The sequence below is a fragment of the Streptomyces sp. NPDC041191 genome (assembly GCF_055591945.1).
The window spans coordinates 37,649-61,286 of record NZ_JBVIZC010000006.1 but is presented as its reverse complement, the minus strand read 5'-3'; the positions used below and the strand labels follow the sequence as shown (position 1 = coordinate 61,286).

Genomic DNA, 23,638 nt, shown 5'->3' with positions numbered 1-23,638 from the left:
GCGGCGGTGCCGGCGGACTCGCCGTGGGTCCCGGGGCCGGTCGTCCCGCCGGGTGCGCCCGGCTCGTCCGCCGGGTCCGGCGCGTCCGCCCCGTCCGGGTCCCTGTCCGAGCCGTCCGCCCAGTCCGCCCTGTCCGGGTCTCTGTCCGCCCCGCCCGTGCCCGAGTCGCCCGCCGCCGTCCCCACGTCGAAGACCGCGTCCGCGCCGTCCGCCCGCCCCGGGCGCCGGGCCCGCGCACACGCGCGCGGGGCGCGGGGCGCGGGCGACGAACAGCGGGGGCGGGGGTTCCTGGCGAAGGCGGCGGCCGTGACCGCCGGTCTCACCGCCGTCGGCGCGCTGCTCGGCCTCGTACGGGACCAGATCCTGGCCGGGTACTTCGGGGCCGGGGCCGCGACCGACGCGTTCCTGGTGGCGTGGACGGTGCCCGAGTTCGCCTCGACGCTGCTCATCGAGGACGCGATGGCGCTGATCCTGGTGCCCGCCTTCTCCCGCGCCCTGGCGCATCGCTCCGGCGGCGCGTCCGGCGACCTCGCCGACCCGGTGCGCGCGCTCGTGCGCGGCACGCTCCCCCGGCTCACCCTCACCGCCGCCGTCGTCGCCGCCGTCCTCGTGGTCGCCGCCCCGCTGCTCGTCGCCGCCCTCGCGCCGGGCCTCCCCGACCCGGCGCTCGCCGTCGACTGCACCCGGTCCACCGCGACCTGCGTGCTCTCCTTCGCCCTGGTCGGCTACTGCTCGGCCGCGCTGCGCGCGCACGGCAGCTTCCTGCCGCCGGCGGCGATCTACGTGGCGTACAACGTGGGGATCATCGGCACCGTCCTGGTGCTGCGCGCATCCTGGGGGGTGCGCTCGGCCGCCGTCGGGGTCGCGGTCGGCGGGGTCCTGATGGTCCTCGTGCAGGCGCCCTCCCTGGTCCGGGCGCTGCGCTCCGGGACCGTACCGGCGCCGGACGCGGCGGCTCCCGCGTCCACGGGCGGGGGGGACGGCCGGGTCCTGGTGCTCGGCCTGATCGCGCCCGTCGTCGCGTTCTCGCTCTGCCGCCAGTCCCAGACCCTGATCGAGCGGTTCCTCGCCGCGCCGCTGCCCGCCGGCGCCATCTCGCACCTGAACTACGCGCAGAAGGTCGCGCAGATGCCGATGATCCTGTCGCTGATGCTGTGCACGGTCAGCTTCCCGGTGGTCGCCCGCGCCCTCGCGGCGGGCGACACGGAGGCGGCCCGGCACCGGGTCGAGCGGGACCTGCTGCTCGCCGCCGTCGTCGTGCTGGCCGGCGCCTCGACGGTGATCGCCACCGCCCCCCGGATCGTCGAACTGCTCTTCGAGCGGGGCGAGTTCGGGGCGCCGGACACCGCCGCCACCGCCACCGTCATGCGGGTGTACGCCCTCGGCCTGCTGGGCCAGACGATGGTCGGCGCCCTGGTCCGCTGCTACTTCTCCGCCGCCCGCCCGCTCTGGTACCCGGCCGTCGCCATGGGCGCGGGGCTCGTCGCGACCGCCGTCGCGGGCGTGCCCGGCGCCCGGTGCTGGGGCGCGGTGGGCATCGCCGGCGCCAACGCGTTCGGCATCACGCTCACCGCCGTCCTGCTGCTGCGGGGCGCGCACCGCCAGGCCGTCCCGGTCCGGGCCGGCCGGCTCGGCGCGGGGCTGTTCCGCCTCGCGGGCGCGGGCGCCGGGGCCACCGGCGCCGGCTGGGTCTGCTCGGTCGCGATCGGTCCCGCCGCCCTCGCCGTCGCCGTCGCCGCCCTCGCCGTCACCGGCGTCTTCCTGCTGTTCCTCGTCTGCGCCCCCGAGGCGCCCGGCCTTCTCCCCCTGTCCAGCTCCGCCCACCGGAGGACCCCCCATGCCCGCCGTCACCGCGCCGAGCCGTCTGCTGCCGAAGCCGCCCCCGTGGGGGAGACCGCCCCTGTGGGTGGCGATGTACCACTCGATCGCGAACACCGCCGATGACCCGTACCGGGTGACCGTCTCCCCGGTGCGCTTCGCCCGGCAGCTCCGCTGGCTGGGCGAGCGCGGGCTGCGCGGGGTGTCGGTGGGGGAGCTGCTCACCGCCGCCGCCCAGGGGCGCGCCCGGAGCCTGGTGGGCCTGACCTTCGACGACGGGTACGCGGACTTCGCGGACGCGGCGCTGCCGCTGCTCCGCCGGCACGGTTTCACGGCCACGGTGTACGTCCTGCCGGGGCGGCTAGGCGGCGAGAACGGCTGGGACGCGGCGGGCCCGCGCAAGCGGCTGCTCTCCGGGGACGCCGTCCGGCGGATCGCCCGCGCCGGGATGGAGATCGGCTCGCACGGCCTCACGCACGTCCCGCTGCCCGAGGCCGACGACCGGACGCTGGCCGCCGAAACCCTGCGCAGCCGCGAGCTCCTGGAGGAACTGACGGGCGGCCCGGTGGAGGGCTTCTGCTACCCGTACGGGCGGTTCGACCGGCGTGCGATGCGGGCCGTGCGCGAGGCCGGCTACCGCTACGCCTGCGCGATCGACCCGGGCCCGTACACCGGCGCGTACGCCCTGCCCCGCGTCCACATCGGCGAGAACGACACCGCCTGGCGGCTCGCCGCCAAGCGCCTCCTGCACCCGCTGCGCCGGCGCCGCCCCGCCGATCTGCCCGCCCCCGCCCGGTACGGCCCGGCCGTGGTCGGTGCCCGGTGAAGGTCCTGCACGTCATCACCGGCCTCGGCATCGGCGGTGCCGAGCAGCAGCTGCGGCTCCTGCTGCGCCACCTTCCCGTGCGGAGCGAGGTGGTCACGCTCACCGACCCGGGTCCGGTCGCGGCGGGCATCGAGGCGGACGGCACCCCCGTCACCCACCTCGGCATGACGGGGAACCGCGACCTCGGCGCGCTGCCCCGGCTCGCCCGGGTCGTCCGGCGGGGCCGCTACGACCTCGTCCACACGCACCTGTACCGGGCGTGCGTGTACGGCAGGGCGGCGGCCCGGCTCGCCGGGGTGCGGCGGATCGTCGCCACCGAGCACTCCCTCGGCGAGACCCAGATCGAGGGCCGGCCGCTGTCGGCGGGCACCCGCGCCCTGTACCTGGCGTCGGAGCGGCTCGGCACGTCCACGGTCGCCGTCTCGGTCGGCGTGGCCCGCCGGCTGGTGGCCTGGGGCGTGCCCGGGGACCGCGTCCGGGTGGTGCCGAACGGCATCGAGACCGGCCGGTTCGCCTTCGACGCGGGGGCCCGCCGCCGCGTCCGGGCGGCGCTCGGCCTCCCCGAGGACGCGTACGTCGTCGGCGGGGTGGGGCGGCTGGCGCCCGGGAAGCGGTTCGACCTGCTCGTACGGGCGGTGGCGGCGGTGCCGGAGGCCCGGCTGCTCCTCGTCGGCGGGGGCGGTGAGCGCGAGGCGCTGCTGCGGCTGGCCGACGGCCTCGGGGCGGGCGGCCGGGTGCTCCTCACCGGCGCCTGCGAGGACCCCCCGGCCCCCGGCGCGGCCGGGCCCTCGCTGCCCGGACTGCTCGCCGCGATGGACGTCTTCGTGTCGCCCTCGCCCGACGAGACCTTCGGGCTCGCGGTCGTGGAGGCGCTGGCGGCCGGCCTTCCCGTTCTGTACGCGGCCTGTCCGGCGGTCGAGGACCTGCCGCCGGACGCGGCCCCGGGCGCCCGCCGGATCACCGGTTCCGTACCCGGGCTGGCCTCCGCCCTGCGGGACCTCCGGGACGCCGGGACCACCCGGCTCCCGGTGCCGGAGGCGGCCCGCCGCTACGACATCGCGCACAGCGCCCGCCTGCTGGCGTCGCTCTACGAGCGGACCGTCCACGGCATCCCGCCCCAGGTCCGGAGCCGGCCCCGGACTCCGTCCCAGCCGCCGCCCCTGTCCCAGCCCCCGTCCCTGTCCCAGCCCCCGTCCCCGTCCCCGTGAAGCATCCGTGAAGTGGGAGAAACCCGACCCGTGAAGACCACACCCCTCCGTTCCTTCCCGCCCGCCGGACCGCGCCTCCCCGGCCGCTGGGCGGTGCTGCCCGCCGCCGTCCTCGCCGGGGCCGCCCTCGGCGGCGGCTACGGGGCGCTGAAGACCCCGGAGTACGCGGCGACCAGCCACGTCATCGTCGTACCGGCCGGAAGGACCGACCCGGCGGGGGCGGTCGGCTTCGCCCAGGCGTACGGGCGGGTCGCCACCGACATCGCGGTGACCGGCGACGCCCAGGTGTGGGCCGGGGTGACCGCCGGGACGCTGCGGAGGAGCGTGACGGCGGAGACCTCCCCGGACGCCCCGATGATCTCGATCACCGCCCGGTCCGCGAAGCCCGCCGAGGCGGTGGCCATGGCCGACGGGGTGGCCCGCGCGCTGATCCTCGACAGCGCGCACGTGGCGGGGAGCACGGGCGTGAAGGTCGTCCGGTTCTCCCGCGCCACGAAGCCCGTGGACCCGGTCTCGCCGTCCGCGCCGCTCGCCGCGCTCGTCGGCGGCTGCGCGGGCGGGCTCCTCGGCGGCCTGGCCCTCCTCGTCCGCCCGCGGCGCGCCGCCGCACGCGACGAGGCCCGCCACTCCCGTCGGGCCGGGGCCGCCGCCGTGCCCGCCCCGGCCGCCGCCGCGCACCAGCCGGAGACGGTGTGACCCCGGGGACCCTGCGGACCGAGGTCTGCCGCGACGGGGAGGACTTCGGGCGGCTCGCGGCCGAGTGGACGGCGCTGTACCGGCGCTGCTCCTCCGCCACCCCCTTCCAGTCCCACTCCTGGCTGCACTCCTGGTGGCTCTCGTACGGGCGGCCCGGCGCGCTGCGGGTGGTGCTCGTACGGCGGGAGGACGGCGGACTCGTGGCCGCCGCACCCCTGATGCGGGCCCGGGGGCCGCTGCCCGTCCTCACCCAGCTCGGCGGCTCGATCACCGACTTCACGGACGTGCTCCTCGACGACGGCTGCCCGGAGGCGGCGCCCGCCCTGGCCCGGGGGATCGCGCGGGCCGCCCGGGGCGCGGTGGTCGACCTGCGGGAGGTCCGGCCGGGCGCGGCCAGCGAGCGGGTCCTCGCCCACTGGTCCGGTCCGCGCCGGACGCTGCCCGACTCGCTGTGCCTGGAACTGCCCGCCGTGCCGATGGAGGGACTCCTGGCCCGCATCCCCTCCGGGAAGGCCCAGCGGGTCCGCGCCAAACTGCGCAAGCTGGACGCGCTCGGCATCGACGCGCGCGTGGTGCCCGGCGAGGAGGTCCCGGCCGCCCTGGACCGGCTCCTGCGGCTCCACCGGCTCCAGTGGCAGGGGCGGGGCGTGACCGCCGAGCACACCAGCGAGCGGTTCGCCCAGCATCTCGTCCGGGCCGTGCGGCCCATGGTGGAGCGCGGGGACGCGATGGTCACCGAGTTCCGGCTCGCCGGGGACGTGGTCGCCGCCGACCTGACCCTGATGTCGCCCCGGCTGGCCGGCGGGTACCTGTACGGGGCCGACCCGGAGCTGCGCGCCCGCAAGGTCGACGTGGCGGCGATGCTGCTGCGGCACGGGGCGCGCGAGGCCGGCGCGGGCGGGCGGGCCGCCCTGAGCATGCTGCGGGGCAGCGAGCCGTACAAGCACCACTGGCGTCCGGAGCCCGTGCGCAACCGCCGGCTGCTCCTGGCCGGTGCCGGTACGGCTCCGCTGCTCTGGGCGCGGGCGGGCGCGGCCGGGGCGCGGCGGTGGGCGGCCCGGCGGGCGCGGGAGGACACCCGGGTGGGACAGGCGCTCGCCCGGGTGGGGAAGCACGTGCGGCGCGGCGGGTGACCTCCCGCCGCCGCCGTCGCCGTCGCCGTCGCCGCCGCCGTCGCGGGGAACGGTCCCCGGCCGGGGCCGGGGACCGGGAGGATCAGAAGGGCCAGGCGCCCTTGAACGCGTCCTTCCAGCCGGCGTCGGTCCCGCTCTTCCAGGGGTCCTTCGGAAGACAGACGGACCCGCCGAGCCAGCCCTCCACCCAGGAACCGAGACCCACGGTCCAGCAGACGGCCGGGGGCCGGGGTTCGGGCTCGGGCTTGGGCTCCGGCTCCGGTTCGGGCTTGGGCTCCGGCTCCGGCTCCGGCTTCGGCTCGGGCTTGGGCTCCGGTTCGGGCTTCGGCTCCGGTTCAGGCTTCGGCTCCGGTTCAGGCTTCGGCTCCGGCTCCGTCGGAACCTCCGGTTCCTTCCCGTACAGCATCTGGCGGAACACCAGCGACGACTCCGGATTGTCGTCGCACTGCCAGACGCCGTGCGGGCAGTAATCGGTGATCGTGTGGTAAAGCGGCTTGTGCAGGTTCATCCATTCGAGCATGCGCCGCATGTATTCCGGATTGTCGCCGTTGCGGAAGAGGCCCCATTCCGGGTAGGAGATCAGCTTTCCGTGCTCGGCCGCGAAATCGACCTGTTTCCGAAGCCCGTACGGCTCGTTGACGTGCTGGTCGAAACTGCTTCCCGGCGGCTGGTCGTACGAGTCCATGCCGATGATGTCGACGACGCCGTCGCCCGGGTAGCACTCGGTCCACGGCACGGCGTCGAGGCCGCGGCTCGGGTTGAAGTCGAAGCGGAACTTCTGGCCCGGCACGGAGCGCATGGCGGTGACGATGCGGTTCCAGTACTCCTTCCACGCGGCGGGGTCGGGACCGCACCGGTGGCTGTAGGTGGTGCCGTTCATCTCCCAGCCGAGGACGATGACGGTGTCGTTCGCCCCCAGGGCGACGAGCCGCTCGGCGAGGGTCCTGAAGTGGTGGTCGTAGCGGCCGGACGCGCCGCGGCCGAGCTGCCGTCGGACCTCGGCGTCGGGGAGGCGGGCCTCGTTGCGCTCCAGCATGGGGACGTTGAGGACGAAGAGGCGGTCGGCCTTCTCCTTGCGCCAGTCCGCCCAGGCGTCGAGGAAACCGGGAGGGCCCTCGATGTTCTTCCAGCGGTCGCCGGGCAGGTAGGTGTGGCCGACGCGGAGTTCACGGCCGCCGAGCCAGCGTTCGAGTTCGGCGATGCGGGCGACCCCGTGCGCTCCGGAGGAGAGGAAGGCGCCCATGGCACCGGCGAGCGAGGACGGTCCGGGTTCCCCCGCCACGGGTGCGGTCACGGGCTCGGGCCCGGAATCGGACACGGAGGCGTGGGCGGGGGACGACAGGACGGACGGACCCGCGGCGAGGAGAGCGGCCGTGAACACCCCCAGCCATGTTCTCGGTGTTCTCCGGTGTACGACTGCCACGGCCGCTCCTCCATGTCGAGTGTGAAATGGGAGTTCGTCAGTATGTTTCTCCGAAAATATTCCTTATGAGCCGTCCGAGGACCTTGCTTCCCTCTGATCACTGGCCCATTGGTGGATTTGATCGCCCCATTGGGGGAGCCGCGCCGGACGGGCCGCGCGGCCCGTGACGCGACAAGGGCCGGCCCCGGAGAGCGGGTGCTCTCCGGGGCCGGCCCCACGCCTGTCCGCGTACCGCCTCGGATCAGTCGTTGACGCAGATGTTGCCGGCCGCCGGGTTCAGCAGGCCAATGACGTTCACGCTGTTGCCGCACAGGTTGACCGGGATGTGAATGGGAACCTGGATGACGTTGCCGGACAGGACGCCGGGCGAGCCGACGGCCGCACCCTCCGCGCCGGCGTCCGCGAAGGCGGGCGACGACACACCCATGGCCAGGACGATACCGGCGACGACGGCCGCAGCCTTCTTACAGTTCATTTCGTCTGGATCCTTTCCTCGGCGGAGGAATTCTCACGGATCTCGTGATGCCCGGGAGAAGGAAGTTCTCCCGGCCTCCGCTGTACACAACACAACGAACATTCCGCACAAAGGAAACCCGAATAACGACGGCGCGGGTTCTTTCACTCCATTGCCCGCACGGAACCGCCCGCACGGCGCCATCGGCGCGGAGCCGTCCGCGCCCGTCCGTTCGTCCGCACCCGTCCGTTCGTCCGCCCGCCCGTTCTCAGCGCGGCCAGACCGGCGCCGCCGTCAGGCGCTCCCACTCCCGGTCCGGCAGCCCCGGCACCGCCCGGCCCGCCCGCGTCCACTGGGCCACCAGGGCGGAATAGACCGGAGACGCCGGAGACGCCGGAGACGCCGGGGACGCCGAAGACGGGGAGCGGTCGGCGGCGGGCGGGTCGCTCGTGTACCGGCTCTTCGGAATGAAGGCCATCCGTTCCCATTTCCCGGGATCGGGCGCCATTTTCGCTCCTTCCGCTGCGATTCCCGCATCATGACACAAGGGTTCCGGCAGGGCGTTCAACTCCGGTTCCACGCGTCGCGCACCCCTGCGCGAGCGGATCGAAGAGCGATACGAACAAAGGTTTCTCGATCACCCGATCGTCGCCCGCCCGATGAATTCATCGGAACCTCCGACGGCGGCAGCCGGGCGGTCCCGGTCACGACGCGGCCCCGCCGCCCCTCCGGGGAGGGGCGGCGGGGCCGTACCCGTTCCGCGCCGGGGTCAGAGCCGCCGGCGCAGCCCGGCCGGATCGGTGACCGGCGCGTCGCAGGCGAAGCGCCGGCAGACGTACGCGGTGGCCCTCCCGTCCACCAGCGGCCGGTCCCTCAGGAGCGGGAACTCCTCGCTCCCGGGGTCCCCGGCGGCGAGGACCGCGCCGGGGGCGGTGGCCAGGAGGGCGGTACGGCGCAGCTCCCGGAACGCCTCGTCGCCGGGGGCGCCCACGACGGCGATCTCCCGGGGCCCGTCGAGGAGGGCCTCGGCGACGGCCAGGCCCCAGCCGATGAACCGGGGCGCGCGCGGTCCGAGGGCCCCGACGACACCGAGGGCCCCCTCGGCGGCGGCCCGGTGGGGTTCGGAACCGGTGTGGGCCGCGTACGAGAGCAGCGCTCCGGCGGCGGCGGTCCAGCCGGACGGGGCGGCGTTGTCGGTGGGGTCCTGGGGGCGCCGGATGAGGGATTCGGCGTCGTCGGCCGTGTCGTACAACGCGCCGCCCCCGGCGGTGAAGCGGTCGAGGACGACGTCCAGGAGGAAGCCGGCGAACTCCAGCCAGGCTCCCTCCCCGGTGACGGCGGCGAGGGCGAGGAAGCCCTCGGCGACGTCGCCGTAGTCCTCCAGGACCCCGGCGTTGGCACCGGCCCGGCCGTCCCGGGAGGTACGGGCGAGCCGGGCGCCCTCGTCCAGGTGGACCCGGACGAGCAGGTCGGCGGCCTCGGTCGCGCGCTCGATCAGGTCGGGGCGGTCGAAGAGGGCTCCGGTCTCGGCGAGCGCGGCGACGGCGAGGCCGTTCCAGGCGGCGACGACCTTGTCGTCCCGGCCGGGGCGCTCGCGCTCCTCGCGGGCCGCGAGGAGCCGGGCTGCGATCGACGCGATCCGCTCGGCGTCGGCCACGCCCGCGTCCTGCGGGAGCCGGAGGACCGAGGCGCCCTCCTCGAAGGTGCCCTCCTCGGTGACGCCGTAGTGGGCGGCGGCGAGGGCGGCGTCCTCCGGGCCGAGGACCCCGGTCAGCTGCTCGGGGGTCCACACGTAGAAGGCGCCCTCGACGTGCCTCCCGGTGCCGTCGTCGGAGTCCGCGTCGAGCGCGGAGGCGAAACCGCCCTCGGGGGTGCGCAGTTCGCGGACCAGGAAGTCGGCGGTCTCCAGGGCGACCCGGCGGGCCCGGTCACTGCCGGTCGCCCTCCACAGGTGGGCGTACACCCGGCAGAGCAGGGCGTTGTCGTACAGCATCTTCTCGAAGTGGGGCACCAGGGGCCCACCGGTCCCCGGCGTGAGCACGTACCGGTGGAAGCCGCCGCCCACCTGGTCGTACAGGCTCGAACGGGCCATCGCGTCGCACAGGCCCTCCGCCATCTCGAGGGCCGCCACGGAACCGGCCCGCTCGTGGTGGCGCAGCAGGAACTCGATCACCATCGACGGCGGGAACTTGGTGTCCCCCTTGAACCAGCCGCTCGCGGGATCGACGTCCCGGGTCAGCCGGAGGAGCGCGAGGGCCTGGGTCTCCTCGGTGGGCGGCCCCTCGGCACCGACGCCCAGCTCCCGCTCCGCGAGGTCCGCGGTGATCTTCGCGGCGACCTCGCCCACCTCGCCGCGCCGGGTCGTCCACGCCCGGTGCACGCCTTCGAGCACCTGCCGGAAGGACGGCATCCCGTGGCGGGGCTCGGGCGGGAAGTACGTGCCGAAGTAGAACGGCTTCCCCTCCGGCGTCATGAAGACGGTCATGGGCCAGCCGCCCTGCCCCGTGGCGGCCTGCACGGCCTCCATGTAGACGGCGTCCACGTCGGGCCGCTCCTCGCGGTCCACCTTGACGGACACAAAGTGCTCGTTCAGGTACGCGGCGGTGTCGTCGTCCTCGAAGGACTCGTGCGCCATGACGTGGCACCAGTGGCACGCGCTGTAGCCGACGCTCAGGAGGACGGGCACGTCGCGCCGTTCCGCCTCCTCGAACGCCTCCGGTCCCCACGGCCACCAGTCGACCGGGTTGTCGGCGTGCTGGAGCAGATAGGGCGAGGTCGTGCCGGCCAACCGGTTCATGCGATCCAGCCTCTCACAGCGTCCGGCACGACCGGCGGAACCCTCACGGGCCCGCCCCGCTCAACCGAATCGCACCGGTGAGCCATCACGTGGCGGACGTGCCCGCCCACTCCGGACCGGGTGGCCCGGCCCCTCGGAACAGTAGGCTGGGCGCAGCGACGCCGGACCCGCCGAGGCTCCTCGAAGGAGGTACACCATGTCCGCCGAGATGGTGGCGCCCGCGTGGATGCACACGCAGATCAGCGCGGAGCAGTACGACTCCTGGTCCGAGGAGCAGTGCGCCGGCATCGAGATCGTGGACGGGATGGTCGTCGTGAGCCCGAACGCCTCCAAGCGGCACAACCGGCTGGCTCGGCTCCTGGCCAATGCCCTGGACGCCGCCGCAGGCCCGGACTGGAACGCCGACACGGACTTCGACGTCCGCCTGCAGGACGTTCCCCTCACCAACCGCCGTCCGGACGTCATCGTCTACCGGGCGGAGACCATCGACCTCACGCCCACCCGCCCCGAGCACGTACTCCTGGTCGCCGAGGTCGTGTCGCCCGGTTCGGAGACCACGGACCGGATCGTGAAGGTCGACCAGTACGCCAAGGCCGGCATCCCCTTCTACTGGCGGGTCGAGCAAGCCGCCACCGGGGTCCCGATCGTCTACACCTACGTCCTCGACCCCGCCACCAGGGCCTATTGGGACGGCGAGGTGTTCACCGGCACGGTGAAGGCCACCGCACCCTTCTCCGTCACGGTCGATCTCGGGACCGTGTGAGGAACCGAGAAGCCGACCCGCTGCCGACGCCCGGCCGGTAGCGCCCGCACCATGGTCGTTCGCGAACCGGTCGGGGTGTCCTCCGCCTCCGGGCCGGGTGCGCCTCCCATGGGTGCCGCACCCATCGCGGGAACGTGATCCCCCGTCGGCCTGCCGGCTCCGGCGGACGCGCGACGCGCCGGACGGAAGCCGACCGGTTCGCGCGGTCCAGCCCCCGCGCCCCCTGTACGACCGGCAGGCGCGCGGAAGCGCCCCGGCCCGTACGCCGTCCGCGTACGGGCCGGGGGCGGAGGTTCCCTCCGGGGGAACTCCCTCCGGCGGTCGCTTCCGGGGCTACTTCTTGGCGGTGCCGGCCGTCGCCGGGGCGTCCGGGGCGGACGCCGGGTCCGGTGCCTCCTCGAAGGAGACCTTGCCCATGTGGCGGTTCATCGACTTCATCAGCAGCCAGACCGCCACGGCCAGGGCGGCGAAGACGACGAAGCCGAGGACGCCGGGGGTCACCTTGTTCTTGTCCAGCTCTTCGGCGGCGAAGGGGACAAGCTGGGTCAGTGCCAGGTGTGCGCTCATGTCAGGCATTGTCGCGGATGCCCGCGAAGAGATCTTCCTCGGGGAGGGAGGTCGGCACCAGCGACTTGCTGAGCTCGTACTCCTCCGTCGGCCAGACCTTCTTCTGGATCTCCATCGGGACCCGGAACCATCCGCCGTCGGGGTCGATCTGGGTGGCGTGGGCGATCAGCGCCCGGTCGCGGGTCTCGAAGAAGTCGGCGCAGGGCACGAAGGTGGTCAGCGTGCGCTCCTTGCGCTCGAACTCCTTCCAGCGCTCCAGCCACTCCCCGTAGGGGGACTCCAGGCCCTGGTCCAGGAGCGCCTGGTGCAGGGCTTCGGTGCGGGGACGGTTGAAGCCCTGGTTGTAGTAGAGCTTCAGGGGCTGCCAGAGCGGGCCGAACTCGTCCTCCGGGTACTTCACGGCGTCGTTCGCGCCGTCGAAGGCCACCATGGAGATCTTGTGGGTCATGATGTGGTCGGGGTGCGGGTAGCCGCCGTTCTCGTCGTAGGTCGTGATGACCTGGGGACGGAAGGAGCGGATCCTGCGGACCAGCTCGCCGGCCGCCGTGTCGACGTCCTCCAGGGCGAAGCAGCCCTGGGGCAGCGGGGGCAGCGGGTCGCCCTCGGGCAGGCCGGAGTCCACGAAGCCCAGCCACTCCTGGGAGACGCCCAGGATCTCGCGGGCCCGGTCCATCTCCTTGCGCCGTACCTCGTGGATGTTCTCCTCGATCTCGGGCCTGCCCTGGAGCTGGGGGTTGAGGACCGAGCCGCGCTCGCCACCCGTGCACGTCACGACCAGGACGTCCACCCCCTCGGACACGTACTTGGCCATCGTGGCCGCACCCTTGCTCGACTCGTCGTCGGGGTGGGCGTGCACGGCCATCAGGCGGAGCTGCTCGGTCAAGACAGTCAAGAGTCGGTCCTCGGTGATTCGTCGCGGAGGGAGGTCTCTATAGTGACGGAATCGGGGGGTCGAAAATTCCGCCACCCCCTGCTTCGAGAGGATCGATCATGAGCGCGGTGCGAGAGCGGCTCCCCGAGGGGCGTTACGGCCGCTCCGCGGACGAGCGGGCCGACCACAGGCTCAAGGTCGCCGGAGCGGTGCTCGGGGTCCTCTTCCTCGGCGTGATGGGCTGGTTCGGCTGGCACTACGTCGTCGAGAACCGGATCAGCGCCGAGCTGATCAAGTTCGACGTGGTGAGCGCCTCCGAGGTCCAGGTGCACCTGGAGATCCGCAAGGACGAGGGCGTCCGGGGCGTCTGCACCCTGCGCTCGCGCGCCGAGGACGGGGCGGAGGTGGCCCGCAAGGACGTCCGGGTCGACGACCCCGCCGCCCGGGTCGACCAGGTCTTCTCCCTCCGCACCACCGCCCGCGCGACGAGTGCCGAACTGATCGGGTGTACGACCCGGTAGCGGTGGGTAGGGAACGAGCGACGAGTCCTGGTGGGTCACTGCGGTGACCTGGGGTGACGCCATCCCGATGGTTTATGTCCTCCCGCTTTCCGCCACTCATTGTTAGGCTCGTGGTTTCGCCCACCCGGGACAGCACAGCATTCCCGTGTAGGGCGATGCTTTGTATTCCCAGTACCTACGAGGAGCACCTGTGACCCAGACCAGCGACAACGTCACCTGGCTCACCCAGGAGGCGTACAACAAGCTCAAGGACGAGCTTGAGTACCTGTCTGGTCCCGCGCGTACCGAGATCGCCGCGAAGATCGCCGCGGCGCGCGAAGAGGGCGACCTGCGCGAGAACGGCGGGTACCACGCGGCCAAGGAGGAGCAGGGCAAGCAGGAGCTCCGGGTCCGTCAGCTCACCCAGCTGCTCCAGCACGCCAAGGTGGGCGAGGCCCCGGCGGACGACGGCATCGTCGAGCCCGGCATGGTCGTCACGATCGCGTTCGACGGCGACGAGGACGACACCCTGACCTTCCTCCTCGCCTCCCGCGAGTACGCGAGCGGTGACATCGAGACCTACTCGCCGCAGTCGCCGCTGGGCATCGGGCTCAACGGAAAGAAGGCCGGCGACAGCGCCGAGTACGAGCTGCCGAACGGCAAGAAGGCCAAGGTGAAGATCCTCAGCGCGAAGCCGTACACCGGCTGAGACGCCCGCTTTCTCCCGAGGAGGGCCGGACCCGGCGGGGTCCGGCCCTTCCGCGTGTGCGCGGGCGCGGCGGTTCCGGTCCCGTGCCCGGCGGCGTGACGCCGGGCGCGGGACCGGGGTCGTCTCCCGGGTCCCGTCCGGCCCTCGCCGTACGGGACCGGGGTCACACGGCCGCCGAGCGGTACTTGCGGACGGCCAGGGTCCGGAAGACCGCGACGATCAGCACCGACCAGATGACGGACGCCCAGACCGGGTGCTGCATCGGCCAGGCGTCCGACGTCGAGACGCCGGGGTTGCCGAACAGCTCCCGGCACGCCTGGACGGTGGCGCTGAAGGGGTTCCACTCGGCGATGTGGCGCAGCCAGGGCGTCATCCGGTCCGAGTCGACGAACGCGTTCGAGACGAACGTGACCGGGAAGAGCCAGATGATCCCGCCCGAGGTGGCCGCCTCCGGGGTGCGGACGGAGAGCCCGATCAGCGCCCCGATCCAGGTGAAGGCGTACCCGAGGAGGAGCAGCAGGCCGAAGGCGGCCAGGACCCTTCCGGCGTTGGTCGGCGCGGCGGAGCCGGTGCGCCAGCCCACGAGCAGGGCGACGACCGCGAGGACGAGCAGCGTGATGGACGTCTGCACGAGGTCCGCGACGGTGCGGCCGGTGAGGACGGCGCCCCGCGCCATCGGCAGGGAGCGGAAGCGGTCGATGATCCCCTTCTGCATGTCGTCCGCGATGCCGGCGGCCGATCCCGCCGTGGCGAAGGTGACGGTCTGGGCGAAGATGCCCGCCATGAGGAAGTCCTTGTAGACGTCCGGGTCGGTGGTGCCGCCGATCGTCATGGAGCCGCCGAAGACGTACGTGAAGAGGACCACGAACATCACCGGCTGGATGACCCCGAAGAGGATCATCTCGGGGATCCGGGTCATCCGGATCAGGTTGCGCCGGGCGACGACGAGGGAGTCCCTGAGGGACTGGGCGATGCCGCCGCGCGGCTGGGGGGCGCGGGGGGTCGCGGTCGTGGTGCTCACTTCGTCCGCTCCTTCGTCCGTGTGTGCTTCCGGCCGCCCGGACGGTCCGGCGCGCCGTCCTCCTCCTCGTTCTCCTGTTCGGCGGCATGGCCGGTGAGGGAGATGAAGACGTCGTCGAGGGTGGGGCGGCGCAGTCCGATGTCGTCGATGCCGACGCCGGCGGCGTCCAGGTCGCGGATGACCTCGGCGAGCAGCTTGGCGCCGCCGGTGACGGGGACGGTGAGCCGGCGGGTGTGCTCCTCGACGGAGACCTCGCCCCGGCCGGCGTCCGCGGTTCCGGCGGCGGTGCCCCCGGCGCCGTAACGGGCCAGGACGTCCCGCGCGCCGGTGAGCATGGACCGTTCGCGGACGACGACCTCGACGCGCTCGCCGCCGGTCCGGGCCTTGAGCTGGTCGGAGGTGCCCCGGGCGATGACCCGGCCGTGGTCGACCACGCAGATGTCGTGGGCGAGGTGGTCGGCCTCCTCCAGGTACTGGGTGGTGAGGAGCAGGGTCGTACCGCCGGCGACGAGTTCCCTGATGACCTCCCAGAGTTCCTGCCGGTTGCGCGGGTCGAGGCCGGTGGTGGGCTCGTCCATGAACATGACGGGCGGGGAGACGACGAGGGCGGCCGCGAGGTCGAGGCGGCGGCGCATGCCTCCCGAGTACGTCTTGGCGGGCCGGTCGGCCGCTTCGGCGAGGTGGAACCGTTCGAGGAGTTCGTCCGCCCGCGCCTTCGCGGCCTTCCCCTTCATCTGGTAGAGCTGTCCGACCATCCGGAGGTTCTCGCGGCCGGTGAGGTACTCGTCGACGGCCGCGAACTGGCCGGAGAGCCCGATCGAACGGCGCACCTCGTTGGGGTGCTCCAGGACGTCGATCCCGGCGACGACGGCCCGTCCGCTGTCGGGCCTGAGGAGGGTCGTCAGGACGCGCACGGTGGTGGTCTTCCCCGCGCCGTTCGGACCGAGCAGGCCCAGGACGGTGCCCTCCGGCACGTCGAGGTCCACCCCGTCCAGGGCTCGTACGTCGCCGAAGGTCTTCACCAGACCCTCGGCGTGGATCGCGCCTGGCATGTGGGTACTCCCAAGGGATCGGGGCTTTTTCCCACCGATCCTAGGTTTCGGGGGCGGCCCGCGCCCACCGAATAAGTGACCCGCGCCACAGGCCGAGGTCAAGGGCGTGCGCGGGTCAGTCCAGGACCGTGTACCCCGCCTCCCGCAGCGCCTCCGTGACCTCCCGGCAGTGCTCCGGCCCCTTCGTCTCCAGGTGCAGCTCGACCTCCGCCTCGGTCAGGCCGAGCCTCGGGTCGGTCCGTACGTGGCTGATGTCCAGGACGTTGGCGTCGACCACCGTCAGGGCCGCGAGGAGCGACGCGAGCACCCCCGGGCGGTCCGTCAGCCGCAGCCGCAGGCTCAGGTAGCGGCCCCCGGCGGCCATGCCGTGCCGCAGCACGCGCTGGAGGAGGAGCGGGTCGACGTTCCCGCCGGAGAGGACCGCGACCACCGGGCCGCGGAAGGCCCCGGGATCGCTGAGCAGGGCCGCGACCGGGCTGGCGCCCGCCGGTTCCACGACCAGTTTGGCGCGCTCCAGGCAGAGCAGCAGGGCGGAGGAGAGCGCGTCCTCGGAGACCGTGCGGACCTCGTCCACGTACTCCCGGATCAGGGCGAACGGCACGTCGCCGGGGCGGCCCACCCTGATGCCGTCGGCCATCGTGACGGGTGCCTCGACGGACACCGGGTGTCCGGCGGCGAGCGAGGGCGGGTAGGCGGCGGCGCCCTCCGCCTGGACGCCGACGACCTTCACGTCCGGGCGGACCGACTTCACCGCGAGTCCGATGCCGGCCGCGAGCCCGCCGCCGCCGACGCCGACCACGATCGTGCGGACCTCCGGGCACTGCTCCAGGATCTCCAGGCCGACCGTGCCCTGTCCCGCGATGACGTCGGGGTGGTCGAAGGGGTGGATGAGGACGGCCCCGGTCTCCCGGGAGTACTCCTCCGCCGCCGCGAGGGTCTCGTCCACGACCTGGCCCCGGAGGCGGACCTCGGCGCCGTACTCCCGGGTCGCGGCGACCTTCGGCAGCGGGGCGCCGGCCGGCATGAAGACGGTGGCGCGCACGCCGAGCAGCCGGGAGGCGAGCGCGACGCCCTGGGCGTGGTTCCCGGCGGAGGCGGCGACGACCCCGGCGGCCTTCTCCTCGGGCCGCAGCCCGGCGATCCGTACGTACGCGCCGCGCAGTTTGAAGGAGCCGGTCCGCTGGAGGTTCTCGCACTTGAGGTGGACCGGCGCCCCCACCAGCGAGGTCAGATGGCGGCTGCCCTCCATCGCCGTCGTCCGGGCCACCCCGGACAGCATCTTCTGCGCCCCCCGCACGTCGTCGAGCATCAGCCGGTGCGGGGGGCGGGGCGTACGGAAGCTCATGACGGCAAGTCTCGCAGCTCACGGCTCCGGTGGCCGTCGGAGGACGGGCGGTCGGGCGGGCGGCGGGCGGTTCGGGACGGACCGGTCGGCGGGGCGGCAAACGGTTCGGGGCGGGCCGGGTGACGGACCCGGTCGGCGGGGCGGCGGCGGGCGGGTGACGGACCGGCGAACGGGTTTGGTCGGGCCAGGTACGGACCTCGGCGGGGCCGCGTACTCTGTCCCCCACCGACCGACCGCTCCCGCACGAGAGAGACCCACGGCCATGCCCACATCTCAGGACATGACGACCGCGTTCGACCCCGGTCTCCTCGACGCCCTCCAGCACCAGGTGGCCGTCTTCGCCCGCCGGGCCGAGCAGACCCGCCTCGGCGGCACCGGCCAGCTCCGCAACTCCATGGACCGGGCCGCGTACCTCCTCCTCAACCGCCTCGACCAGGAGGGCCCGACGGGCGTCAAGGCGCTCGCGGCGGGCATGGGCATCGACTCCTCCACGGTCACCCGTCAGGTCGCCCCGCTCGTGGACGCCGGCCTGGTGAAGCGCACGTCGCACCCGGAGGACGGGCGGGCGGTCGTCCTCCAGCTCTCCCCGCGCGGCCTCGCGCGCCTGGAGGAGGTCCGCACCTCGCGCCGCCGGCTGATGGCCGAGGTCACGGAGGGGTGGACGCGGGAGGAGCGCGAGTCCTTCTGCTCCCTGCTCACGCGCTTCAACACCGCCCTGTCCGCGCGCCAGTCGGCGCACGCCGGCCAGCCCCCCGCCGAGTCCGGAGCCCCGTCGGGAAGCGAGTCCGCACCGGAGTCTTGACCCCGCTCCCGCGCTGTCCTCAGATGAGGAGGTGCGAGAGCGACAGAGCGTACGGGAAGCCCGGATCGCCTCCCGTTCCCGGGAGTTCGACGCGTTCGTGGCCGGGGCGGCGGGGCGGCTGCTGCACGTCGCGACCCTGCTCACGGCCGAGACCCGGACCCGCAACCCGCACGCGCGGGCCCTGCTGACCGACGCCCTCGCGCAGACGTATGCGGGGTGGGACCGGCTGCGCGACGACGACCCGTACGCGTACGCGCGCCGCGAGCTGGCCGTCCGCTTCGCGCGCACCGCCCGCCGTCACCGCCGCGGGCGCGGCGGGGTGCTCTCCGCGCTGGGCCCGGGGGAACGGCTCGTCGTCGTCCTGCGGCTGCACGAGGGGGTCGCCGAGGAACAGCTCGCGGCCCTGCTCGGCCTTCCCGAGGCCCGGGTGCGCGCCGTCTGCGCCCGCTCGGTCGCCGTGCTGAGGGCGGCGGCGTGAGCCGGTACGAGGACGCCGCGCCGAGGGCGGCGGCATGAGCCGGTACGAGGACAGGGAGGCGGCGGTCCGGCGGCTGCTCGACACCCCGCACCCGCCGGTCCCCCGCGACCTCGCGCCGCGGGCCTCGGCCCTGGGCGCCCGGCGGCTGCGCCGGGCCCGCGCGGTACGGCGCCTGCTGTGGGTCCTGGGCACGGCCGCCGCGCTCGCGTTCCTGGTGTGGGCGTCGGCGGCCCGCCCGTGGGAGGCCCCGCCGGCGACGACCCCGCAGGTCGAGGCGTGGTGAGGAGGGGCCTGGGGCGTGTGTCGAAAGTGGCGTCGTCCGCCCGGAGGGCGGGCCCGGCGGTGTCCGGTGCGTGCGATCGCAAGGCGGAGGGTCGCCCCGATACTGGATGTATCGGGGTGATCCCGACAACGCCGCGAGCGTGCGTGCCGGGCGCCGCCGGGCAGACGGGACTTCCGACACACGCCCTGGGCTGGAAGGAGACGGCACACACGGGTGCCGAGGAGGCTGTCATGACCAGGAAAGTCGCCGACTGCCGCAAGACGCCGAGCGTCATGAACTGCACCCTCACCCTCACCGGTGAGGAGGAGGAAGTGGTGCGGGCCGCCGCCGAGCACGCGGCCTCCGTCCACGGCCACGAGGACACCCCCGCACTGCGGGCGGCGGTCCGCGCGGAGCTGGAGGACGAGAAGGCCCCGGCCTGAGCGCACGGGAACGCACGGGAACGGCCGGGCGGGACCCTTCGGAGTCCCGCCCGGCCGTCGCACGCCGTCCCTAGCCCAGCGCCCCGCGCAGGTCCGCCAGCAGGTCGTCGGCGTTCTCGATGCCCACGGAGAGGCGCACGAGGTCGGCCGGGACCTCCAGGGCGGAGCCCGCGACGCTCGCGTGGGTCATCCGGCCCGGGTGCTCGATGAGGGACTCGACGCCGCCCAGGGACTCGCCCAGGGTGAAGAGTTCCGTGCGGTTGCAGACCTCGACGGCCGCCTCCTCGCCGCCCTCCACGCGGAAGGAGATCATGCCGCCGAAGGACCGCATCTGCTTGGCGGCGATCTCGTGGCCCGGGTGCTCGGGGAGCCCCGGGTAGAGGACCTGGGTCACCTTCGGGTGCTGGGTCAGCATCTCGGCGACCTTCTCCGCGTTCTCGCCGTGGCGGTCCATGCGGACGGCGAGGGTCTTGATGCCGCGCAGCACGATCCACGAGTCGAAGGGTCCGGCGACCGCGCCCATCGCGTTCTGGTGGTAGGCGAGTTCCTCGCCGAGGGCCGCGTCGGCCGTCACCAGGGCGCCGCCGACGACGTCCGAGTGGCCGCCCATGTACTTGGTGAGCGAGTGCACGACCACGTCCGCGCCGAGCGCCAGCGGCTGCTGGAGGTAGGGCGAGGCGAAGGTGTTGTCGACGACGAGCCTCACGCCGGCCTGGCGGGCGACGCCCGCGACGGCCTCGATGTCGGTGATGCCCAGGAGCGGGTTCGAGGGGGTCTCGACCCAGATCAGCTTCGTGCGGTCGTTGACGGCGGCGCGCACGGCGTCGACGTCGGAGGTGTCCGCGACCGAGAAGTCCACGCCCCAGCGCTGCACGACCTTGGCGAAGAGCCGGAAGGTGCCGCCGTAGGCGTCGTTCGGGATGACGACGTGGTCGCCGGGGACCAGCAGGGCGCGCAGCAGGCAGTCCTCGGCGGCGAGCCCGGAGGCGAAGGCGAGACCGCGCCGGCCGCCCTCCAGGGCCGCCAGGTTCTCCTCCAGGGCGGTGCGGGTCGGGTTGGCGCTGCGGCTGTACTCGTAACCGCCGCGCAGCCCGCCCACGCCGTCCTGCTTGTACGTGGACACCTGGTAGATGGGCGGGACGACCGCGCCGGTCAGCGGGTCGGCGGTGTTGCCCGCGTGGATCGCGCGGGTCTCGAAGCTCTGGTGGATGTGCTGGTCGCTCATGGGTCAGGAGCGTAGTGCCGCGGGGTGCCCGCCGCCGTGTTCGTCTCACGGCCTGTCCTGGACAATGGACACATGGACATTCTCTGGTTCCTCATCGCGATGGGGCTGTTGTTCGGCGTCCTCGGCCCCTACGTGCTGCGCCGCAGGGGCGGTGGCATCAGGCTGGCCGCGCCGGGGGCCCCGGACGCGGCGGACCCGCTGGCGTACGGGTTCGTGCCGCAGGAGGACCAGGACGTACGGCTGCCGGGGGCCGACGAGGACCTGCTCGACGTGCTGAACGTCGTGCAGGCCACCCAGGACTGGCGGGCGGCCTCGCGGCTCCTCGCCGACACCGGCGCGGACGGCGAACTGCGCTGGCAGCGCGTGCAGGCGTTCGCGGGCGCGGCCTCCCTGGAGCTGCGGGAGCGGCCGGGCGCCGGCGGGGCGTGGCTGCGGTCCTGGCGGGCGGACGCGCCGAAGGACCCGGGCGGGGCGGCCGTGCACGCCGAGTTCCTGGTGCAGCAGGCGTGGCGCTCGTCGGCGGCCGGGACCGACGACTTCCGGATCATCCTGGAGGAGGCGCTGAAGGTCACCGAGGAGGCGGCGCTGCTCGCTCCGGGCGACCCGGTCCCGTACATCACGCGGCTGGCCGTGGCGCGCGGACTCGGCTACGGCCACGAGCAGTTCGACCAGGTGTGGGCGAAGGTGATCGACCGCGCGCCGCAGCACATGGGGGCGCACCTGGCGGCGCTGCACTACTGGTGCGAGAAGTGGCACGGTTCGCGCGAGGAGGCCGACCACTTCGCGACGACGGCCGCGGCGCGCGCCCCGCACGGTTCGCTGCTCGCCGCGCTGCCGCTGTTCGCGGTGCACGAGCACGTGCCGGACGTGGTGCTCGTGCAGGACTTCTTCCGTACGGCGGTGGTGTCGAAGGCGGTGGAGGGCGCGCTGTACGCGGTGCACTCGGCCCGCGCCGACGACCCGATGCAGGCGCACGTCCGCCACCTGCTCGTCTGGTTCCTGGTGCGGGGCGAGCGCTGGGCGGAGGCCATGCACCAGCTGATGAAGGTGGACGGGCACGTGGGCGCGGTGCCGTGGACGCTGGGCGCGGACCCGGCGGCGGAGTACACGGTCTTCCGGAACCTGGCGGTGGCGGGGTACGAGGCGAACGGCGGCAGCCCGCTGACGCTGCCGCGCTGATCCGGCGGGCGGGGGAATCCCGGCGTCCCCTTCCTTGTTGTGCGGACTGCCGACCGTCGAGGAGAGATGCAGCATGTTCCTGTCCCGCACCCCCGTCCTCCCCACCCCCGAGCAGGCGCTGCCCGGCCGCGCCGAGCCGGAGTTCTCCGTGCCGGAGCGCCACACCGTCCTCGGCAACCCGCTCCTCGGCCCGTACCCGGAGGGCCTGGAGGTCGCCGACTTCGCCCTGGGCTGCTTCTGGGGCGCCGAGCGGAAGTTCTGGCAGACCGAGGGCGTCTGGACGACGCTCGTCGGCTACCAGGGCGGCTCCACGCGGAACCCCTCCTACGAGGAGGTGTGCTCGGGCCTGACGGGCCACGCGGAGGTCGTCCGGGTGGTCTTCGACCCGGAGGTGGTCTCGTACGAGACGCTCCTGAAGCTGTTCTGGGAGTCCCACGACCCGACGCAGGGCTTCCGCCAGGGCAACGACGTGGGCACCCAGTACCGCTCGGCGCTCTACACCCACTCCCCGGCCCAGACGGCGACGGCCGAGGCGTCCCGCGACGCCTACCAGAAGGTCCTGACGCGCTCGGGCTACGGCGAGATCACCACCCATGTCCTGCCGGCGGAGGACCGTCCGTTCTACCCGGCGGAGGCCTACCACCAGCAGTACCTGGACAAGAACCCGGCGGGCTACTGCGGCATCGGCGGGACGGGCGTCTCGTGCCCGATCGGGGTGGCGCGGGCGGAGTAGCGTCCCCGCGGCACCCAGGACGACGGAGGGCTCCGCCGACCGGCTCCGGTCCGGTCGGCGGAGCCCTCCGCACGCGGGCCCGGCTCCCGTGTCGGTGCCGGGCGGCACACTCGTGCCCGTGGATGTGAGATCTGATTTCGCGCTGCAGTTGCAGCTGGAGCATGTCGCCGAGCGGGCGGTAGACCCCCGGGTCAAGGCCGCGCTCGGAGCGGTGGCCAGACACATGAACGGCGGCCGGGGCCGTAACCGCAGGGGCGGAAGGACGCTCGTGACCCTGTTGGAAGAGGTGCGTGCCACAGCGGCGACGGCGGATGAGTGGGCGGTCGTGCGACTCGTCCAGGACTCGCTGGACTATGCCGAGGGGCGAATCCTGCGGCCCGAGTTCGAGGAGCGTTACCGGCTGTTCCAGCGGTCGACGGAGCCGTTGAGCTCTCACCAGGACTACCTGGCACGGACGCTGTCCGCGAGTCTGGGGTTCTTCGCGCAACTCGGCCGTGACTACCTGGAGCGGCATCCCGGGGCGGGACCGAGTGAGATGCTCGCCCATGTGGAGACGGTCGGCCGGGACGCGCGGTACATGCAGCAGTCGCAGGAGCGGCCCGGACGCTATCGCATCCTGCGCGGCAGCGCCGAGGTGGCCGCGTGGATGGAGCAGGTCTTCCAGGAGCGGGTCGACGTCGAGGACCCGGAGCGGACGGCCCGCCGCATCGTGATGTCGCCCGATTCCCTGGCGCTCCTGGCAGCCGACGAGGAAGGCCGGCTGCTTCTGCGGGCCGCAGAGGTCCAGCGGCGCCGTGAGGGCCTCAAGGCGCTGCGCGGGGCGGTGGAGGACCCCGAGGCGAGTGAAAGGGACCTGCAACGCGCGCTGGACGGCCAGTACTGGATCTTCGGAGGGCAGTTCGCGAGTCAGGCGGTGCGGCGCAGGCTCGTTCCCGGGGACGAGGTCGACATCCCGCTGATACGGGGGGACGGCGTCCTGCACGTCGTCGAGCTGAAGCGTTCCATGAGCTTGCGCGGTTCTCTCGTCAAAAGGCACCGGGGGTGCTGGGTGCCGACGGCGGAGGTGCACGACGCGGTCGGTCAGGCGGTGAACTACCTCGTCGGCCTGGACGAGCACCGGCTCCGCATCCGGAACGAGCTGGGCATCGAGACCCGTCGCGCTAGTGCTCTCGTGCTGGTCGGGCATCCGGCCGTCCAGCCGGACGTGGCCGAGGAGGACATCCATGAGGCCCTGCGCACCCTGAACACGCACATGACCCGTGTCGAGGTGATGACCTACAAGGAGCTGGTCGACAACGCGGAGCGTGCGCTGAGCGGCTGGTAGGAGAGCCGC

General features: G+C 73.6%; 24 protein-coding genes. 15 read left to right on the top strand and 9 right to left on the bottom strand.

The features are described 5' to 3' along the window. Positions 1-156: 156 nt before the first annotated feature. From murJ to ACZ6AQ_RS13650, 5 genes are read left to right on the top strand one after another with little or no spacing between them, the layout of a single operon-like run. The gene (gene murJ, locus ACZ6AQ_RS13670; RefSeq protein ID WP_468759904.1) at positions 157-1,944 is read left to right on the top strand and encodes a murein biosynthesis integral membrane protein MurJ; all 1,788 of its coding nucleotides are present in this window, start codon (positions 157-159) and stop codon (positions 1,942-1,944) included. Continuing rightward, entirely contained in the window at positions 1,838-2,644 is an 807-nt protein-coding gene (locus ACZ6AQ_RS13665; RefSeq protein ID WP_468759903.1) for a polysaccharide deacetylase family protein, read from the top strand. Before murJ ends, ACZ6AQ_RS13665 begins: the two co-directional genes overlap by 107 nt. Next, positions 2,641-3,852: a glycosyltransferase gene (locus ACZ6AQ_RS13660; protein ID WP_468759901.1), complete on the top strand. Its 1,212-nt coding sequence runs from the start codon at positions 2,641-2,643 to the stop codon at positions 3,850-3,852. The genes ACZ6AQ_RS13665 and ACZ6AQ_RS13660 overlap by 4 nt, the downstream gene beginning before the upstream one ends. A gap of 30 nt (positions 3,853-3,882) precedes the next feature. Then, positions 3,883-4,548: a YveK family protein gene (locus tag ACZ6AQ_RS13655; protein ID WP_468759899.1), complete on the top strand. Its 666-nt coding sequence runs from the start codon at positions 3,883-3,885 to the stop codon at positions 4,546-4,548. After that, positions 4,545-5,681 carry a GNAT family N-acetyltransferase gene (locus ACZ6AQ_RS13650; protein ID WP_468759898.1) on the top strand — a complete coding sequence of 379 codons (1,137 nt, stop codon included), beginning with the start codon at positions 4,545-4,547 and terminating at the stop codon, positions 5,679-5,681. Before ACZ6AQ_RS13655 ends, ACZ6AQ_RS13650 begins: the two co-directional genes overlap by 4 nt. 82 nt (positions 5,682-5,763) lie before the next feature. Here ACZ6AQ_RS13650 and ACZ6AQ_RS13645 read toward each other — a convergent pair whose 3' ends face one another. The 3 genes from ACZ6AQ_RS13645 to ACZ6AQ_RS13635 all read right to left on the bottom strand — a co-directional run bounded on the left by ACZ6AQ_RS13645 (position 5,764) and on the right by ACZ6AQ_RS13635 (position 10,355). Further along, entirely contained in the window at positions 5,764-7,104 is a 1,341-nt protein-coding gene (locus ACZ6AQ_RS13645; protein ID WP_468759897.1) for a glycoside hydrolase family 26 protein, read from the bottom strand. A gap of 241 nt (positions 7,105-7,345) precedes the next feature. Then, positions 7,346-7,579: a chaplin gene (locus ACZ6AQ_RS13640; RefSeq protein WP_388693241.1), complete on the bottom strand. Its 234-nt coding sequence runs from the start codon at positions 7,577-7,579 to the stop codon at positions 7,346-7,348. Positions 7,580-8,327: 748 nt separating this feature from the next. Beyond that, a complete protein-coding gene (locus ACZ6AQ_RS13635; protein ID WP_468759895.1) occupies positions 8,328-10,355 on the bottom strand; it encodes a thioredoxin domain-containing protein in 2,028 nt (675 codons plus the stop codon). Positions 10,356-10,551: 196 nt separating this feature from the next. Here ACZ6AQ_RS13635 and ACZ6AQ_RS13630 point away from each other — a divergent pair, with 196 nt between their 5' ends. After that, positions 10,552-11,118, top strand: coding sequence for a Uma2 family endonuclease (locus ACZ6AQ_RS13630; RefSeq protein ID WP_468759893.1), 567 nt, complete (start codon positions 10,552-10,554; stop codon positions 11,116-11,118). A gap of 333 nt (positions 11,119-11,451) precedes the next feature. On the opposite strand, the gene ACZ6AQ_RS13625 is transcribed toward ACZ6AQ_RS13630, so the two are convergent. Together ACZ6AQ_RS13625 and mca are read right to left on the bottom strand one after the other, a co-directional pair. Next, positions 11,452-11,694: a hypothetical protein gene (locus ACZ6AQ_RS13625; RefSeq protein WP_468759891.1), complete on the bottom strand. Its 243-nt coding sequence runs from the start codon at positions 11,692-11,694 to the stop codon at positions 11,452-11,454. Further along, positions 11,687-12,568, bottom strand: coding sequence for a mycothiol conjugate amidase Mca (gene mca, locus ACZ6AQ_RS13620; protein WP_388699777.1), 882 nt, complete (start codon positions 12,566-12,568; stop codon positions 11,687-11,689). The genes ACZ6AQ_RS13625 and mca overlap by 8 nt, the downstream gene beginning before the upstream one ends. Positions 12,569-12,675: 107 nt before the next feature. On the opposite strand from mca, the gene ACZ6AQ_RS13615 reads away from it, so the two are divergent. Both ACZ6AQ_RS13615 and greA read left to right on the top strand, forming a co-directional pair. Continuing rightward, on the top strand, positions 12,676-13,077 hold the full coding sequence (locus tag ACZ6AQ_RS13615) for a DUF4307 domain-containing protein (RefSeq protein WP_468759889.1): 402 nt from the start codon (positions 12,676-12,678) through the stop codon (positions 13,075-13,077). 190 nt (positions 13,078-13,267) lie between these two features. Then, positions 13,268-13,765: a transcription elongation factor GreA gene (greA, locus tag ACZ6AQ_RS13610; RefSeq protein WP_388699670.1), complete on the top strand. Its 498-nt coding sequence runs from the start codon at positions 13,268-13,270 to the stop codon at positions 13,763-13,765. Positions 13,766-13,928: 163 nt separating this feature from the next. Here the strand turns inward: greA and ACZ6AQ_RS13605 are convergent, their stop codons facing one another. From ACZ6AQ_RS13605 to ilvA, 3 genes are all read right to left on the bottom strand, one after another. After that, complete coding sequence (locus ACZ6AQ_RS13605) at positions 13,929-14,786, bottom strand: ABC transporter permease (protein ID WP_468759888.1); 858 nt, start codon at positions 14,784-14,786, stop codon at positions 13,929-13,931. Then, the gene (locus ACZ6AQ_RS13600; RefSeq protein ID WP_468759886.1) at positions 14,783-15,838 is read right to left on the bottom strand and encodes an ATP-binding cassette domain-containing protein; all 1,056 of its coding nucleotides are present in this window, start codon (positions 15,836-15,838) and stop codon (positions 14,783-14,785) included. The genes ACZ6AQ_RS13605 and ACZ6AQ_RS13600 overlap by 4 nt, the downstream gene beginning before the upstream one ends. Before the next feature lie 115 nt (positions 15,839-15,953). Beyond that, positions 15,954-17,183, bottom strand: a complete 1,230-nt coding sequence (ilvA, locus tag ACZ6AQ_RS13595; RefSeq protein ID WP_388699679.1) for a threonine ammonia-lyase — start codon at positions 17,181-17,183, stop codon at positions 15,954-15,956. 262 nt (positions 17,184-17,445) lie between these two features. On the opposite strand from ilvA, the gene ACZ6AQ_RS13590 reads away from it, so the two are divergent. From ACZ6AQ_RS13590 to ACZ6AQ_RS13575, 4 genes are all read left to right on the top strand, one after another. Next, complete coding sequence (locus ACZ6AQ_RS13590) at positions 17,446-17,985, top strand: MarR family winged helix-turn-helix transcriptional regulator (protein WP_468759885.1); 540 nt, start codon at positions 17,446-17,448, stop codon at positions 17,983-17,985. A gap of 31 nt (positions 17,986-18,016) precedes the next feature. Beyond that, complete coding sequence (locus tag ACZ6AQ_RS13585) at positions 18,017-18,463, top strand: RNA polymerase (RefSeq protein WP_468759883.1); 447 nt, start codon at positions 18,017-18,019, stop codon at positions 18,461-18,463. A 34-nt stretch (positions 18,464-18,497) separates the two neighbouring features. Next, positions 18,498-18,746: a hypothetical protein gene (locus tag ACZ6AQ_RS13580; protein ID WP_468759882.1), complete on the top strand. Its 249-nt coding sequence runs from the start codon at positions 18,498-18,500 to the stop codon at positions 18,744-18,746. A gap of 230 nt (positions 18,747-18,976) precedes the next feature. Beyond that, positions 18,977-19,168, top strand: coding sequence for a DUF1059 domain-containing protein (locus ACZ6AQ_RS13575; protein ID WP_468759881.1), 192 nt, complete (start codon positions 18,977-18,979; stop codon positions 19,166-19,168). A 70-nt stretch (positions 19,169-19,238) separates the two neighbouring features. Here the strand turns inward: ACZ6AQ_RS13575 and ACZ6AQ_RS13570 are convergent, their stop codons facing one another. Next, a complete protein-coding gene (locus ACZ6AQ_RS13570) occupies positions 19,239-20,393 on the bottom strand; it encodes a cystathionine gamma-synthase (RefSeq protein WP_468759879.1) in 1,155 nt (384 codons plus the stop codon). Between the two features lie 72 nt (positions 20,394-20,465). Here ACZ6AQ_RS13570 and ACZ6AQ_RS13565 point away from each other — a divergent pair, with 72 nt between their 5' ends. The 3 genes from ACZ6AQ_RS13565 (at position 20,466) to ACZ6AQ_RS13555 (ending at position 23,629) form a co-directional block, all read left to right on the top strand. Then, a complete protein-coding gene (locus tag ACZ6AQ_RS13565) occupies positions 20,466-21,572 on the top strand; it encodes a hypothetical protein (RefSeq protein ID WP_468759878.1) in 1,107 nt (368 codons plus the stop codon). A 73-nt stretch (positions 21,573-21,645) separates the two neighbouring features. Continuing rightward, the gene (gene msrA / locus ACZ6AQ_RS13560) at positions 21,646-22,305 is read left to right on the top strand and encodes a peptide-methionine (S)-S-oxide reductase MsrA (RefSeq protein ID WP_468759877.1); all 660 of its coding nucleotides are present in this window, start codon (positions 21,646-21,648) and stop codon (positions 22,303-22,305) included. A gap of 268 nt (positions 22,306-22,573) precedes the next feature. After that, positions 22,574-23,629, top strand: coding sequence for a Shedu anti-phage system protein SduA domain-containing protein (locus tag ACZ6AQ_RS13555; RefSeq protein WP_468759875.1), 1,056 nt, complete (start codon positions 22,574-22,576; stop codon positions 23,627-23,629). Positions 23,630-23,638 lie beyond the last annotated feature (9 nt).

Coding starts and splice junctions, on each gene's coding strand:
- ACZ6AQ_RS13665 (WP_468759903.1), top strand. CDS start 1,838: ATGCCCGCCGTCACCGCGCCGAGCCGTCTGCTGCCGAAGCCGCCCCCG.
- ACZ6AQ_RS13640 (WP_388693241.1), bottom strand. CDS start 7,579: ATGAACTGTAAGAAGGCTGCGGCCGTCGTCGCCGGTATCGTCCTGGCC.
- ACZ6AQ_RS13635 (WP_468759895.1), bottom strand. CDS start 10,355: ATGAACCGGTTGGCCGGCACGACCTCGCCCTATCTGCTCCAGCACGCC.
- ACZ6AQ_RS13630 (WP_468759893.1), top strand. CDS start 10,552: ATGTCCGCCGAGATGGTGGCGCCCGCGTGGATGCACACGCAGATCAGC.
- ACZ6AQ_RS13625 (WP_468759891.1), bottom strand. CDS start 11,694: ATGCCTGACATGAGCGCACACCTGGCACTGACCCAGCTTGTCCCCTTC.
- ACZ6AQ_RS13615 (WP_468759889.1), top strand. CDS start 12,676: ATGAGCGCGGTGCGAGAGCGGCTCCCCGAGGGGCGTTACGGCCGCTCC.
- ACZ6AQ_RS13600 (WP_468759886.1), bottom strand. CDS start 15,838: ATGCCAGGCGCGATCCACGCCGAGGGTCTGGTGAAGACCTTCGGCGAC.
- ilvA (WP_388699679.1), bottom strand. CDS start 17,183: ATGAGCTTCCGTACGCCCCGCCCCCCGCACCGGCTGATGCTCGACGAC.
- ACZ6AQ_RS13590 (WP_468759885.1), top strand. CDS start 17,446: ATGCCCACATCTCAGGACATGACGACCGCGTTCGACCCCGGTCTCCTC.
- ACZ6AQ_RS13580 (WP_468759882.1), top strand. CDS start 18,498: ATGAGCCGGTACGAGGACAGGGAGGCGGCGGTCCGGCGGCTGCTCGAC.
- ACZ6AQ_RS13575 (WP_468759881.1), top strand. CDS start 18,977: ATGACCAGGAAAGTCGCCGACTGCCGCAAGACGCCGAGCGTCATGAAC.
- ACZ6AQ_RS13570 (WP_468759879.1), bottom strand. CDS start 20,393: ATGAGCGACCAGCACATCCACCAGAGCTTCGAGACCCGCGCGATCCAC.
- ACZ6AQ_RS13565 (WP_468759878.1), top strand. CDS start 20,466: ATGGACATTCTCTGGTTCCTCATCGCGATGGGGCTGTTGTTCGGCGTC.
- msrA (WP_468759877.1), top strand. CDS start 21,646: ATGTTCCTGTCCCGCACCCCCGTCCTCCCCACCCCCGAGCAGGCGCTG.